The organism is Marinoscillum sp. MHG1-6, assembly GCF_024714475.1.
Taxonomy (GTDB): Bacteria; Bacteroidota; Bacteroidia; order Cytophagales; family Cyclobacteriaceae; genus JAMZMI01.
This window is the reverse complement of the sequence record NZ_JAMZMI010000002.1, coordinates 23401-38830: the sequence shown is the minus strand read 5'-3', so window position 1 is coordinate 38830 and position 15430 is coordinate 23401. Positions and strand designations below refer to the sequence as shown.

Annotated in this window: 10 protein-coding genes; all 10 read left to right on the top strand. The window is 42.9% G+C overall.

The genetic code is table 11. From position 1 onward, the window contains the following. Positions 1-28: 28 nt before the first annotated feature. The 10 genes from NXR94_RS04015 (at position 29) to NXR94_RS03970 (ending at position 15424) form a co-directional block, all read left to right on the top strand. The gene (locus NXR94_RS04015) at positions 29-1723 is read left to right on the top strand and encodes a glycoside hydrolase family 28 protein (protein ID WP_258103295.1); all 1695 of its coding nucleotides are present in this window, start codon (positions 29-31) and stop codon (positions 1721-1723) included. 12 nt (positions 1724-1735) lie between these two features. Beyond that, the gene (locus NXR94_RS04010; RefSeq protein ID WP_258103294.1) at positions 1736-2485 is read left to right on the top strand and encodes a rhamnogalacturonan acetylesterase; all 750 of its coding nucleotides are present in this window, start codon (positions 1736-1738) and stop codon (positions 2483-2485) included. 260 nt (positions 2486-2745) lie between these two features. Continuing rightward, positions 2746-3471, top strand: coding sequence for a FadR/GntR family transcriptional regulator (locus NXR94_RS04005; RefSeq protein ID WP_258103293.1), 726 nt, complete (start codon positions 2746-2748; stop codon positions 3469-3471). Positions 3472-3667: 196 nt separating this feature from the next. Continuing rightward, positions 3668-6748 (top strand): TonB-dependent receptor, encoded by a 3081-nt coding sequence (locus NXR94_RS04000; protein ID WP_258103292.1) that lies wholly within the window; start codon positions 3668-3670, stop codon positions 6746-6748. 11 nt (positions 6749-6759) lie between these two features. Next, on the top strand, positions 6760-8121 hold the full coding sequence (locus NXR94_RS03995) for a RagB/SusD family nutrient uptake outer membrane protein (RefSeq protein ID WP_258103291.1): 1362 nt from the start codon (positions 6760-6762) through the stop codon (positions 8119-8121). A gap of 91 nt (positions 8122-8212) precedes the next feature. Further along, on the top strand, positions 8213-9610 hold the full coding sequence (locus NXR94_RS03990) for a PKD domain-containing protein (RefSeq protein WP_258103290.1): 1398 nt from the start codon (positions 8213-8215) through the stop codon (positions 9608-9610). 50 nt (positions 9611-9660) lie between these two features. After that, positions 9661-10227, top strand: coding sequence for a hypothetical protein (locus NXR94_RS03985; RefSeq protein ID WP_258103289.1), 567 nt, complete (start codon positions 9661-9663; stop codon positions 10225-10227). Position 10228: 1 nt separating this feature from the next. Further along, complete coding sequence (locus NXR94_RS03980; protein WP_258103288.1) at positions 10229-11230, top strand: polysaccharide lyase family 7 protein; 1002 nt, start codon at positions 10229-10231, stop codon at positions 11228-11230. Between the two features lie 20 nt (positions 11231-11250). Then, positions 11251-13182, top strand: coding sequence for a sialate O-acetylesterase (locus tag NXR94_RS03975; RefSeq protein ID WP_258103287.1), 1932 nt, complete (start codon positions 11251-11253; stop codon positions 13180-13182). Between the two features lie 94 nt (positions 13183-13276). After that, positions 13277-15424, top strand: coding sequence for a polysaccharide lyase 6 family protein (locus NXR94_RS03970; RefSeq protein WP_258103286.1), 2148 nt, complete (start codon positions 13277-13279; stop codon positions 15422-15424). Positions 15425-15430 lie beyond the last annotated feature (6 nt).

Below are 15430 nucleotides of genomic sequence, written 5' to 3'. Positions count from 1 at the left end.
TTAATCGGTTTTAACCCTATATCTTTAAATGATGATTTTGCGCATTTTCCCCGTTATCGGATTATTATCCATTCTTTTCGCCTGTACTGGATCCCAGGAAGCCCCTTTGTCTACTTCTGAAACTAACGATGAGACATCATCTCTTTATTCAAACCTTGAATTTGAAATGCCTCTGGTGAAAGCACCGGCGTTCCCGGATTATGCTGTAAACATTAAAGACTTTGGCGCACAGCCAGGCGGTCTGTTTGATAACTCAGATGCGATTGCCAGTGCCATTGAGGATGTTTCTGAAAATGGAGGTGGAAAAGTGATTGTTCCCAGGGGAATTTGGCTGACAGGACCGATCAAGATGAAAAGTAATATCAATATACATCTGGAGGATGGTGCACTGGTTCAGTTTTCGGCTGACTTTGATTCGTACCCCTTGGTGGCGACCAGTTTTGAGGGGTTAGAGACCTATAGATGTATTTCTCCAATTAATGCCGTTGGTTTGGAGAATGTAGCCTTTACCGGAAATGGAACATTTGACGGTGCCGGGGATGCCTGGAGATTTGTCAAAAGAGGAAAAATGACTGAAGGACAGTGGAAAGCACTCCTTAGTAAAGGGGGAGTACTTAGTGATGACGGCAACGTTTGGTTTCCTACAGAAAAATCGAAAAAGGGATATACCGGTGGTCCATTTAATGTGCCTAATGCCGATAGCAAGGAGCAGCTTGAGGAGATCAAAGATTTTTTGAGGCCCGTGATGGTAAGTATTGTCAGCTGTAAAAACGTGCTTTTAGATGGCCCAACATTCCAGAACTCTCCAGCCTGGAATATCCATCCATTAATGTGTGAAAATGTAATTATCAGAAACCTGAGTGTGCGTAATCCATGGTACTCTCAAAATGGAGACGGACTGGATTTGGAGTCATGTAAAAATGCGCTGATCTATAATAATACTTTCGATGTGGGAGATGATGCCATTTGTATTAAGTCAGGTAAAAATGAAGATGGAAGGAAAAGAGGAATGCCCACAGAAAACGTCATTGTTAAAAACAACATCGTATATCATGGACATGGTGGCTTTGTGGTTGGAAGTGAAATGTCCGGAGGAGTTAGAAACCTTCATGTTTCTAGTTGCACTTTTATGGGAACGGATATTGGACTCAGATTCAAAAGTACACGTGGCAGGGGAGGTATTGTAGAAAATATCTACATCTCGGATATCGATATGATCAATGTTCCGGCTGAAGCTATTCGGTTTAACCTATTCTATGGAGGACAATCTCCGGTATTGGAAGAGGGTCAGGAAGAGAGCAATAAGAGCCCGGAAACACCGGCTATGCCTGTGACCGAGGAGACCCCCTCTTTTCGAAACATCTATATGAAAAATATCAATTCGGTCGGATCCAGCGTGGCCGGGTTTTTTCAAGGGCTACCAGAAATGAATCTCAAAAACGTAGTGCTGGAAAATGCAGTGCTGCACGCGAAAAAGGGAGTGACATTTATAGATGTTGATGGGGTGACCTTTAAAAATGTGACCATTCTCAATGAGCAGGGGGCACCTCTGACTGTATACAATGGGAAGAATGTGAGTATTGATGGTTTTGAATATTCAGAGGAAATGGAACGAGCATTGAGAGTTTTTGGCAGTGGAACGGCTAGCTCTAGCTATAGTATTGATCAGTCTAAGGTCTTCATCGGAGAAGAGGTTGAGGCTGAGGAACTGACCTTCAAATAACAGATGATAAAGATGAAAACTGTAGTTGTGTACATAGCAATGGTCATTAGCTGTATGGCCTTTATTCAGAAGGATGTGATAAGTATTCATATGATTGGAGATTCTACTATGTCAATTAAGGAGACCAAAGCGCGCCCGGAAACCGGGTGGGGGGAGCCCTTCTCAATTTTCTTTGATGAGTCTGTTCGCGTGGTCAACCATGCTAAAAACGGCAGAAGCACCAGATCCTTTGTAGAAGAGGGGCGTTGGGATGTTGTCATGAAGGATTTGAAGAAAGGAGATTATGTCATCATTCAATTTGGTCATAATGACGAGGTGCAAACGAAAAAGACATCCACCAACCCGGATGAGTTTAAGGCAAACCTTGTGAAGTATGTTAAGGATACCCAATCACAAGGGGCGATTCCCATATTGCTCACATCAGTGGCACGAAGGCATTTTGATGAATCTGGGTTTTTAATTGATACACATAAAGAGTTTGCGGATATTGTCAGGAGAGTGGGGTCGGAAGAGGAGGTATACTTTATAGATATGGATAGCATATCACGTGGTGAACTGACTCGATTAGGGGATGAAGCGTCCAAACTGCTGTACCTGCAATTGGAGGCAGGAGATCATCCCAATTATCCGGAAGGGAAGATAGACAACACCCATTTTTCTGAATACGGGGCCAGAGTATGGGCTCAAATGATATTGGATGAAATGGAAAAACTTGAATTAGAACCCGCCAATAGATTGACCAAAGGCAGGTACGTGAAGTAGTAGCATTAACCTCTCCCAGCAATAGGAAAGTCACTCATTCTGAGTGGCTTTTTTTATGTCAGCCTGTTGATGAGTTGGTATTGTCATTGGTTTGCAGTTCAGATAAAATCGTTATCAAAATCATAATAAACGCATATTTTTTATGTGATTTGATAAAAAATCATCAATAGACCCCTGCTTTTTAAAGTCTTTTGTTTGGTTTTAAAAATTAAATATCTAAATTGGTCAACCAGTTTATGGTCAACTAATTTAGAATTAGCATGGATTTATTAAACAACTTTAGTGAAATCGTCATTGAGAAGCCTGTTGATAAGATCATTAAGCAGATTAAGGAGCTTATTTCAACAGGACAGCTCAAAGCCGGTGATAAACTTCCTTCAGAAAGAATGCTTAGTGATAGGTTTGGTGTTGGACGTACTTATGTTCGTGATGCCATCAGAAAGCTTGAGTTTTATGGAATTCTAAAAACCCTACCTCAGAGTGGTACCGTAGTGGCAGGGTTTGGGATTACAGCGCTTGAGGGCTTGATTACCGACGTTCTTGAGTTGGAAGGAACTGATTTTCATGCCCTGGTGGAGACTCGTGTTTTATTGGAGATCAACTCTGCAAAGTTTGCAGCGATGCGTCATACACGAGAAGACATTGTAAGCATCGCCAATGCCCTGACAACCTATGAACAGGCGGTAAAAAATGGTAAGGATACGGTAGAGCATGATTTGCTTTTCCATCTGAAGATCGCTGAAGCCAGTAAAAATCCAGTGTTAAAGTCTTTGATGTTGATCGTGACGCCGGATATTCTCACTTATTTCAAAGAGAATAATGTTTGTGAGGGGTCTCGACCCTTATCTGCTCTGGATGAGCATTATAAAATTCTAGAATTTATTGAGAAGCGAGACCCGGATAGTGCAGAAGAAGCAATGAGGGAACACCTCAGCGATATTCTGAATTTTTCATTGACAAAAAACAAATTGATAAATGGCGGATAGATAAAGAAAAATGGATTAGCAAAGGCTAATCCATCTGGGCAGATTTTCTGAAAATTCTCGATCAATTGGAACCTGAAGAGTATTTTCTTAGTGCAAATCCGCGGGGTAAAGATAGCAAATTAATTCCTTTTATCCCCAGGAGTCACCCCCAGTCTGTTTTTCTGTTTGCTATCAGAACCCTTAAACAACTTAACGTATGATGAAGCCTCTACATTTCATGATTCGAGGTAAATCCTTGATTCTGGTGTGTCTTTTGATGCTGGGCACAGCGCTTTCCTGGGCACAGGAAAAAACACGCGTCGAGGGACAGGTTCTTTCCAGTGATGGTGAGCCTCTTCCCGGAGTGACAATTTTAGTGAAAGGAACTAAAGGTGGGACGGTAACGGACCTTGATGGTAATTTCAGCATTTCTGCGAACCCCGATGACATTCTTATTACTTCCTTTATTGGTTTTACAACAGTAGAGACGGAAGTTAATTCCCAAACAAGTTTACAAATCTCAATGGACCCTGACTTGCAGGAACTTGAGGAGGTGGTAGTTGTAGGATATGGTACTCAGAAGAAATCCCATTTGACCGGGTCTGTATCCAAAGTGACTAATGAAACCCTTGATCAAATCCCATCCGGACGTATGGACGATGCACTGGTTGGACAGATTTCAGGGGTCAATATTCAACAAACCAATCCTTCGGCAGGAGAAGCACCCACCATTACGGTGCGAGGGCAGGGGTCCATTTCCTCATCTGGATCGCCGCTCGTAGTGGTTGATGGGATTGTTGTTGGTAGCGATTACCTAGGAAGTGTGGATATGAATGATGTTGAGTCGATTGAATTGCTCAAAGATGCGGCGTCTTCTTCTATCTATGGTTCGAGAGGTGCTAATGGAGTATTGATGATCACTACCAAAAAAGGAAAAGAGGGACCCACCAGATTTACTTATAATGGATACACGGGATTTAAATCTGTTCCGGAAAATGACATTCTTAAAACAGTTGACGAGTGGGCAGATTTTGTCAGAGCCAATAACAATGGCGAGCTGACAGATAAGATGGAGTACATCATGTTACTCGGAACAGAAACTGACTGGCAAAAAGTAATGATGGATGGTGGTATGATTCAGAGCCATTCGATTTCTGCTAGTGGGGGTACAAAGAATACCAGGTTCCGAGCTTCTGTCAACTATTTGGATGATGAGGGTGTGTTGCTAACGGACTCTTACAAAAAGATAAACTTTAGAATGACCGTGGATAGTAAATTGAACAAAAGAGTTCGGTTTGGCGCTACCATCAACCCAAGTTACACTTCTCAAAGAAGGTTTCCTTTAAGAGTGCACGATGCCACAAGACAACAACCATGGACGCCTTTATATCTGGATGAGAATACTATCAGATATGTCAATCCGTATTACAATAATGGACAATTCGCTGATGCCCAAATAGGTGATTATGCCTGGGAAAGAATGTTTGATAGATATGATCTTGCGACCGGGGAGCCTGTAGCCTCAGGTGGAACCACAATCAGTTCGACCTCCAACAATAACCCATTGTCAATGGTACTGGAGCGTGAAAATTGGCTTTACTACACAAAAGTATTTGGTAATACTTATTTGTCGGCAGAGATCATTGATGGGCTTATCGTGAAAACGTCAGTCGGAGGCGATTTTCGGTATAGAAGAAACACCTATTGGACCGGTATCGAGGGTACTAGAAATGGTCCCAGAGACTCACGTTCCAGGCAGGCTACCGGAGAGGATGTTCACGTGGTAAACGAGAATACGATTAATTATAATCGAACTTTTGGTAATCATGAGTTCGCGATTCTTGGCGGGATAACCTTTGAAAAATGGCAAGGTTACGACTCTGACATTGATGCTTCCGGCTTTGATTTTGACTACATCCAAACAATACCTTCAGCAAATGTTACCGGAGCATCTACAAGTGCCGATGAAGAGGCTCTGGTATCGTATCTGTCCAGAATTAACTATGCCTATGGTGGAAAATATCTGGCTTCTGTAAGCTTTAGAGCGGATGGAAGTTCCAAATTTGGTCCGGATAGAAAGTATGGGTTTTTTCCGGCATTTTCTGCAGGATGGAGAATATCCGAGGAAGGATTTCTACAAAATAACCCGATTATATCAACTTTAAAACTGCGGTTGAGCTATGGAGTTTCCGGCTCAAATAGTGGCATTGGTCGATATGCACATATTGGTTTAGTTGAGCCTATTGCTGCCGTTTTAGATGGTGGTCTGGTTTCAGGCTTTAATGTTGGTAATATTTCCAATTCTGAATTGGGATGGGAGAAGCTGGTAGAATATAATCCTGGGTTAGAATTTGGCGTGTTTGATGATCGACTGTATATGTCTATTGATGTCTATAATCGTCGTAGCAAAGACCTCTTGCTATATCAGGAAATCCCATCAATTACCGGATTTACTGAAGCGCTGGTCAACTTAGGTGTGGTTGAAAACAAGGGAGTGGAATTTGAATTGATTTCACGGAATCTGGTTTCACGCAGATTAAAGTGGAACACATCAGTGATTTTAACTCATAATAAAAATACACTTGTTGACTTCGCAGGGGCTGATGGTTTGATTTCGGTAGTAGATGATAAGCGACCTGCTCAATGGATCGCCAAAGAAGGACATCCAATATCTTCTTTTTATGGATATGTCTACAAAAAGGATATTCCACTGGAATACATCAGGGATCCTTTATACCCGATCAATTCGGAGTCAAAAGACGTTTATGTAAAAGATTTGAATGGAGATGGGATAATTGATGATGATGACCGTACCATCCTGGGCTCTCCATATCCTGATTTGATCTGGAGTGTTACAAATACCTTTAGAATGGGACCTGTGGATTTGAGCTTCATGTTTCAGGGAAGCCTGGGAGCCGAAGTTCGTAACATGGATCCACAGTATTACGGTAACCAGTTCTCAAGCAGCAGCGACTACACAGGAGATTTTCCGGATGCTGCTTTTGTACGTGAGAGAATATTTACTAATGACATTGTAATGGATGCTTCGTATGTAGCCCTTCGAACCTTTAATATCGGTTATACACTTCCCGGGAAATTCACCAATGCAGCGGGAATCAGAAGTGCGAGGTTTTATGCCAGTGCGCAGAATTTGATCTACATCATGTCGAATGGATACCGTGGATGGAATCCTGAGGGTATCAACGAAGGGCAGGCTCAGCCCGTAACCTACGGATATCAGAGAGGTGTACCGCCTATTTACAGATCAGTATCCCTCGGTTTAAATCTTGAATTTTAATAATGAATGCCATGAAAAATATATTTAAGACAACGATCATCGCATCATTAGCAATTGCACTTGGTTCATGTGACCTGGATCTGGAACCTGTATCAGCAATTGGAGAAAATGCATTTTTTAATACTACTGAAGAAGTAGAAGCCGGAGTAATAGCGATGTACGATGGTCTTCAGGATGTAGTATCCAGAGAGTTTGCTCTGACTGAAATGAGATCAGGGAATACGGAAAGTCGTAGTGGGGAAGGCGATTGGGCGCAATTTGAATCTTTTGAGGTTAGACCAACCAATGTGGCGATAACCAACTACTGGACATACAATTACAACGTTATTTTCAGAGCCAATACAGTTTTGAAACATCTTGACGTAGTAAGTGATTCTTCATTGTATAACCAGTACGAGGCTGAAGCCAGATTTGTGCGTGCACTTGCCTATTTCAACCTCGCAAGGACCTATGGAGGAGTACCATTAATTGATCAGGTGGTGATTCAGTCTGACAAAGAGTTCTTCGAACGTAAAACCTATGATGAAACCATGGAATTCATAGTGGATGATCTCGAGTTTGCGGTTGATAATCTGCGTTCCAGATCCGAGATGATGGAAGGGAGAGCGACAAGCGGAGCAGCGAAGACTTTACTTGCTAAAGTGTACCTAACATTAGATAATTATGCTGATGCATTACCGTTGTTAAATGATGTTACAGCAGATGCTGATTATGCGCTTGTTGACAATTATTCAGACGTATTTTACAATGAGAATAACTCGGAAATCATCTTCAATATTCAATTCGTAAATGACAACACTACCGAGAGTCAGGACTTTTCATTCGAGATGACCCTGGTGGGAGCGATTGTGCTGAACCAGGTAACTGACCATTTTAAAGCAGCTGTTAGTGGAGATGATACGGAGAGATTACCGGTGCTTATCAATCCTTTAGTAGATACAGAGGTAGGAAAATACATTAGTTCTTCGAGTAATGCCAGACAATGTGGCAATGACTGGATTGTGCTGAGGTTAGCGGATGCGCTGCTATTAAAAGCAGAGGCAATTATGGCAGGAAATGCTAGTACCACCAATTCAGATGCTATTGATGCGTACAATTTGGTACGCGCAAGGGTTGGTTTGAGTACCCTGGCGACGGATGGTTCGGAAACCCTGACAAAGGATATGTTGCTGAATGAAAGAAGGGTAGAACTGGCTTTCGAAAATCATTATATCTATGACCTGATCCGGTTTGGTGAGGCTGAGAATGTTTTGGGCGCTATTGCTGCAAGTAATGGAGACACATTCACGCCTACAGATTTGATCATGCCTATACCTCAAAGAGAAATTGATACGAGTGATGGGTTATTGACCCAAAACCCGGGATATCTATAAAAAATTAGTTGGAGTGAGTCAATATCAGTCTGAATCCCGCGGTTTGTACCGCGGGAACGGCTGACTCATGTCAAAAGAAAATCTTGAAACAATGAAAATTAATAGAAAATATAAGTTGAATGTATGGGCTGGTTTACTGGCTGTACTATGTGTAATAATCACCTTCTATGGTTGCAAAGAGGATTTGCCTGAGGAAGGGTCACTAGGAGATGATACTCCTCCGGAAGCAGATTTTAGTTATGAACCAGATGGCTCGGATTATCAGTTGATCAATTTCACTAATCTTTCGATTAGTGCAATCAGTTATGTTTGGGACTTTGGCGATGGAGATACAACTTCTGTCGAGCACCCTTCACATAAATATAGTGCTGATGGCACTTACACAGTTAGTTTGTTAGCTATGGATGGTAAAGGTGATACGGATACCACAAGTATGGATGTGGTGATCATGATGAATACGGTGCCGGAAGCAGGCTTTACTTATGAAGCGCAAGCGGGTGATTTTAAAACGATCAACTTTACCAATAACTCTAAAAATGCTACAAAATACCTTTGGGACTTTGGTGACGGTAATAAGTCTGTAGAGATCACTCCATCGCATACTTACGCCTCAGAAGGTACTTATACCGTCTGGTTGTTTGCAGAAGATGCTGATGAAGATAAGGACTCAATTTCTCATGTGGTGGTGGTGACAGATCCATTAGGTCCTCCGGTAGCCGCTTACAGCTATGAGGCTGACGCAGGAAATTATCAATTAATCCATTTTACCAATGCTTCAGCGAATGCAGATTCCTATGAATGGGATTTTGGTGACGGTGGTTCGTCTACAGACGAAAGCCCATCATACACTTTCACAGTGGATGGTACTTATGATGTACGCCTGATCGCAATCAATGCGAGCACGAAAGATACGCTTACTCAAAGTATTGAAATTAAGGACAGGGTACTCATTACACCGGAAATTGCCAACCCTTCTTTCAGTAAGGATTTGGTAGACAAAAATGCCAATCGTGATGAGTGGAGAAACACGGCGCTGGAGACCAGTGCAGATGCTCTGTTTGGTAATGGTACATGGGTGATCCAGATGTCTAGCTCCGACAATACAGGTGACGGCGGTTGGTGTGGAGCGCTTCCATTTGGTGCTGATCCTCTGGTAAGTAGAAGATGGGCCTATCAGGTAGTGACCGTCCAGGATAATGTTGATTACACACTCAATTTCTTTGTCAGACAAGATGCGGGTAATACGCTTTATGTGGACATCTATGATGGAGCATTTGATGATGCAAGTGTAATTGATGATGCAAGTAGAATTGTTGCTTCCGAAACGTTTGATGATGCCAGTGGTCATAGCACAGGCAGTTATGTAGCAGCGAGCTTCAACTTCAACTCCGGTGACAACACTGAAATCGTTATATTCATTACGAATGACTATGCAGGTGGAAACAACACCAGTCGTTTTGACGATTTCGAATTGATAGTGAATCAATAATTTTTAAACCAGCCCGGAGTCAGGAGCTTCGGGCTTATAAAATGAAGTATATGAAATCGATTTTAATGGTATTTGTACTATTTGTATCACTGGCATTTATGCCTAAAGGCGAACAGGCTACTGGTTCGGATACAAACGAAAATGGTAAGAGAAAGCCAGTCATTTTGAATGCTGGTTTTGAAGAAGAAGGAGAAACAGGCTTTAGGGACAATTGGTTGAACAAGTCTTTGGGTGGACCCATCCAGATCACCAATGGCCCCATTTTCGAGGGGGTGAAGGCTGGCAAATTACCTGATGAGGGGGATAGAATTGCCTATCAGCTAGTTAGGGTGGAACCAAACACGGATTATGCCATTTCATTTTACTACCTGTTGAGAAGTGAGCCAGCGGGAAGTTTGACTGTATCCATTTTGAATGGCGACGTTCAGAGTAAGGCCCAGGTTGAGGGTGGAACAATAAGTACGCTAAAGCTGAGTAATGAGGACTATGATAAAAGGTACCGTCCCGCATCTATTCAGTTTAACTCAGGAGACAACGACGCTATTGGTTTATTCCTAACAAATGAGGGCGTTGATGCAAGGTTTGATTCATTCAAGATTGAAGAAACTGTAGAATAGGATGAAAGGATTTCTGGTCATAGGTGATTTAGTATCTCATTTTGGTTTATGGTTCGTAGCCGTAATCGTTTTTGAAGCCATGATTGGTGCTGGTTGCAAAAAAGATGATTATCTGAAGCGTCCCAGTGGAGATATTAAGGTGTCAGATAATTTGAAGGATGATGACCAATCAATTTCAGGTTCTGATACCACTGGCGAGCAGTCTAATAGCGGGCAAGAAGGAATCGATTACTTCCTGCCAAAGGTAGACCTATCGCACTGGAAGGTCTCCCTGCCCATTCCGAGGGAGTCCGATGGCAAACCCTATGAGGTACAACCGCCGGAAATTTTGGATTATGCCACCAATGAAGTGCTACTCCCTTTTATGCGCAATGATTCTACGGATGGCTCTCTGGTATTTTATTGTTATTCCAATGGTTCCTCTACTGGTAACTCCACTTATTCGAGAACCGAGCTTCGCGAGCAAATGGAGCCGGGAAGCAATCATGTGAACTGGACTTTTGCACAAGGGGGTCATTTAAGAGGTACTTTGGCTGTTCCCGAGGTGACCAAAGATGCAGAGGGAAAATTCCACCGGATCATTATCATGCAAATTCATGGGATCCTTACTGCCGAACAACAAGAGGCCATAGGTGCGAAGGATAGAAACGCTCCTCCGGTACTGAAGATATTGTGGACTTACGGAAAGGTTGAAGTTCGGGTGAAATACCTAAGAGATCCTGAGACCACCGGCAACGACTTGTTGTACACAGATGCCTGGACGGACAAAGGAGTGTTTTTCAATGAAGAAGTGGGACACGATCCATTTACCCTTGATGTAAAGGTTTCTGCAGGTCGTTTGGAGGTCAGCCTCAATGACTCTGAAACTCAGGTCTATGAAGGAGTAGATATGGATAAATGGGGTGTCTTTGAAAATTATTTCAAGGCAGGAAATTATTTCGTAACGCATGATGACGGAGCCCATGCCGTGGTTAAGTATTATGACCTGTTAGTAGCGCATTAATAATTGTAGAAAAGAGCAGAATGAAAGTATATAAGTACATATTAGCGATAACCGGATATCTGATCTTCACTCAGCTATTTGCTGAGGTGAGGCTTCCGGGCGTCTTTTCGGACCACATGATCCTTCAAAGAGATCAACCAATCAACATTTGGGGATGGGGAGAAGCAGGTCATGAAATTGAGGTTACGGTGGATGGTGTTTTAGCTTCGAGTACTGTGGAAGAAACTGGCAGATGGAGTGTTGAATTACCTGCACATCAGGCCGGAGGACCGTACAATGTATCAATTGTTGACGGTAATAACGAAACCCTGCTTAAAGATGTCATGTATGGTGATATCTGGTTTTGTTCTGGTCAATCTAATATGGGGTGGAAGCTGTCCAATGCTACCGGGGCCAAAGAAGAAATGGCTAAACCTGACCAACCCATGATAAGGTTGTTGACAGTGAGGCGCACTATGAGTGCCCAACCGCAAGATGATGTCAAAACAGAAGGATGGGAGATATGCTCATCTTCCTCTATGAAAGATTTTACAGCTGTAGGTTACTTTTTCGGACAATACCTTCAGGAAAACCTTGGCGTGCCGATTGGACTTATTAACTCTTCCTGGGGTGGAACCAACGTACAATCCTGGATGGGTGAAGCTGCCATTAAGCCTTTTGATCAATACGAAGAGAAATTGACTGAAATGGAGGGAATGGATGCTGACCAAATGAATCGCGAGGGAAAAGATGCTTATTACAGTTGGTTGGATGATATGGAAGCTCAGGATGCCGGTTCGAAGGAGGAATGGTTCAAAACTTCTTACGACAAGTCCGCCTGGGATCTCATTCATATTCCTACTTACTGGAAAGACGTGCCGATCAACCCAAGAACGGGCATTGTCTGGGTGACGAGAAAGTTTGAATTAGGGGAGGAGGAGCTGGCAGGTGATCTTCAACTGAGTATTGGACGCGTGGATGATGAAGATATTACTTTCATCAACGGTCAGAAAGTTGGGGAAAGCACTACCAAGGACCTGGAACGACTCTATAAAATATCTCCTGATGTATTGGTGGCAGGGGAAAATGAAATCACGATCAGGGTAAAAAATAAGAAGACCATTGGCGGCTTTAGAAGTGGTGCTGATAAGCTCTATATAAAATCCGGGAAGGCAAAGACATCTCTGGCTGGAGACTGGAAATATTGTTTGGGTACGCCGGCCGATTTCCCGGAGCCTCCTTACCGACTTCATCCAAATGATTATCCGACACTGCTTTACAATGGAATGGTGAGCCCGGTAATTCCAATGTCGATCAAAGGAGTTATCTGGTATCAGGGTGAGAGTAACGTAAAGGAAGCAGATATCTATGATGACATGTTTAAAGGCATGATCGCCCAGTGGAGAGAAGCATGGAATAATGATGATATGCCTTTTCTATTCGTTCAGTTGGCCAATTATGGGTACCCATCCTCCAAAAAAGGTGAATACTATGCCCAGTTGAGAAATGCTCAGTTGGCTGCATTGGAGCTTGATAATGTGGGTATGGCGGTTGCCATAGATATAGGTGAGTCGGATAATATACACCCGGCTAATAAAAAGGACGTTGGAGTGCGCCTGGGGCTTTCGGCTATGAAGATAGCCTATGATAAGGATGTAGTAAACTCCGGTCCTATGATTAAGTCTTTCAAAAACAAGAAAGGCACCATGACCATCTCCTTTGACCATTGCGAAGGATTACACACCAGCGATGGTATGAAAAAAGTGCTCGGTTTTGAGTTGGCGGAGATAGATGGTGAGTTCAAGCCGGTTACGGGAGAGGTTGAAGGTAACAAAGTCATTTTAAATACTGAAGGTATGAGTGGGCCCCTTAAACTGAGATATGCCTGGGCAAATGATCCAATGCCATTGAATTTGGTCAACGGAGCGGACCTGCCGGCTGTACCATTTACTTCAGAAAACCCAAACCTGTAGAATGATTTTAGACAGTATTAAATATTGTTCAATTACACTTCTTACGTTGGCTCTTTTAGCCTGTAAGGCGGGGAATTCCAATGTTGTTCATGATATGGAATCTCTGAGAGCTGCTATCAAATCCGCAGTTCCCGGTGATGAAATCATTATGGCGAATGGAACCTGGGAAAATGCAGAAATCAGGTTTGTTGGAACTGGCAGGGAAGATGCACCGATTACCCTTCGGGCTGAGGAGAATGGGAAAGTGATCCTGTCGGGACAGTCAAATTTGAGACTCTCGGGAGAATACCTCGTGGTTTCCGGTCTGGTATTCAAGCGTGGTTATACGCCAACAAGTGCGGTAATTGAGTACAGAACATCCAGTAAAGATCTTGCTCATCACTGTCGGGTAACGAATTGTGTGATTGATGATTATTCAAATCCGGAGCGATTTGATGTGGATAGTTGGGTTTTGATTTTCGGGAAAAACAATCGATTTGACCATAACAGCCTGATAGACAAGCGCAATCTGGGTGTGACCCTGGCAGTAAGATTAAAAGGGGAGGAAAATCAGGAGAACGGACACATCATAGACTACAATTATTTTGGTCCAAGACAGAATCTTGGTGCAAATGGTGGAGAAACCATTCGTATCGGAACCAGCCATTACTCGCTGAGTTATTCAAATACTGTTGTGAGTAACAACTACTTTGATCGTTGTGATGGCGAGCATGAGATTATCTCCAACAAGTCATGCGGTAATATCTATCGCGATAATGTCTTCGATCAATGTCGAGGTACATTAACCATGCGACATGGTCACTATACTCTGGTGGAAAACAATTATCTATTGGGTAGAGGCAAGCCAAATACGGGAGGCATTCGAGTTATTAACAAAAATCAAACGGTGCGAAACAATTACCTTTCAGAAATAACGGGATACAGGTTTCGCGGAGCTTTGGTGGTCATGAATGGAGTGCCAAATTCCCCACTCAATCGATACGGTCAGGTGGTTGACTCAAAAATTGAAAACAATATTTTGGTGGACTGTGATCACATTCAATTATGCGCCGGAAGCGACACCGAGCGGTCCGCCGTCCCAGTGGGCACATCTATCTCCGGCAATCTGATTTTGTCTAAAACCAACTTAAACCCATTCACTATTTACGACGATGTATCGGGTATCAAGCTGGAAAATAACATCATTAACGATGATGCTGAGGTTCCTTTCAAAACTGGCTTTAAATTCGAAAAATACGAGGTAGAATCTACGGGTGATGGTCTGAAGGTGCCAACCAAAAAACTGTTGAAAAGAGCAGGTCTGGACTTACCTAGGTTGCCAGTAGAAAAAGTAGACGTCGGAGCCGATTATTATACTAAAGATTGGGAGCGCGTTGAGTTTAGGTCAGGTGAGTTGATCGCAGTACCTCCCGGAACGAATACCATATTAGAGGCATACAACAATAGCAATGCAGGAGATGTACTTGTGTTGGAGAATGGAGGAGAATACCCCTTTACTAAACATATGGAAGTTAGGCATACCGTGACAATTAGGACTAAATCGGGTGAAAAGGCCAGGATTTCCTCCGAAAAGGAGTCCTTCTTCCGAATCGTAAATGGTGGATCTCTGGAGCTTGACAACCTGTTACTTGATGGATACATGTCCCCGGATATGGCTGGCAATAGTGTGGTAAGCACCAGCAAATATTCCATGAATCAAAACTATAAGCTCTTCGTCCGGGACTGCGATATACGGAACCTGGACGTTAACCATTCATTTAACTTTCTGAAAGTATTCAAAAACACATTTGCCGATACCATTCGGCTGGAGAACAGCAGCTTTAAGAACATTACGGGAGCTGTGCTCCACATTGCTGAAGAGACGGAGGATATTGGGCGCTATAATGTGGAACACGTTCAGATAGCTGATTGCCGATTCGAACAGGTTCAGGGTGCAGTGGCATTTATTTATAGAGGAGGAACTGATGAAAGCACTTTCGGGCCAATCGTGAGCCTGGAGGGTAATAAATTCAATGAATGTGGGATGGGAGTCAGAAATAAGGTAGGAGCCTCAGTGAAATTTCATGGTGTACAAAACCTTTCGGTGGAGAATTGTTCATGGACGGATAGCGCCCCATTGAACATATACCTAACCAATGGTGAGCCGATTACTTTGATAAAAGATTGTGTTTTTGAGCGGTCCGGTTCAATCGAATACAATAGGGCAGAGTTCGAAAGGGAAAATATTGAGATCATAAACTAGAAAGCA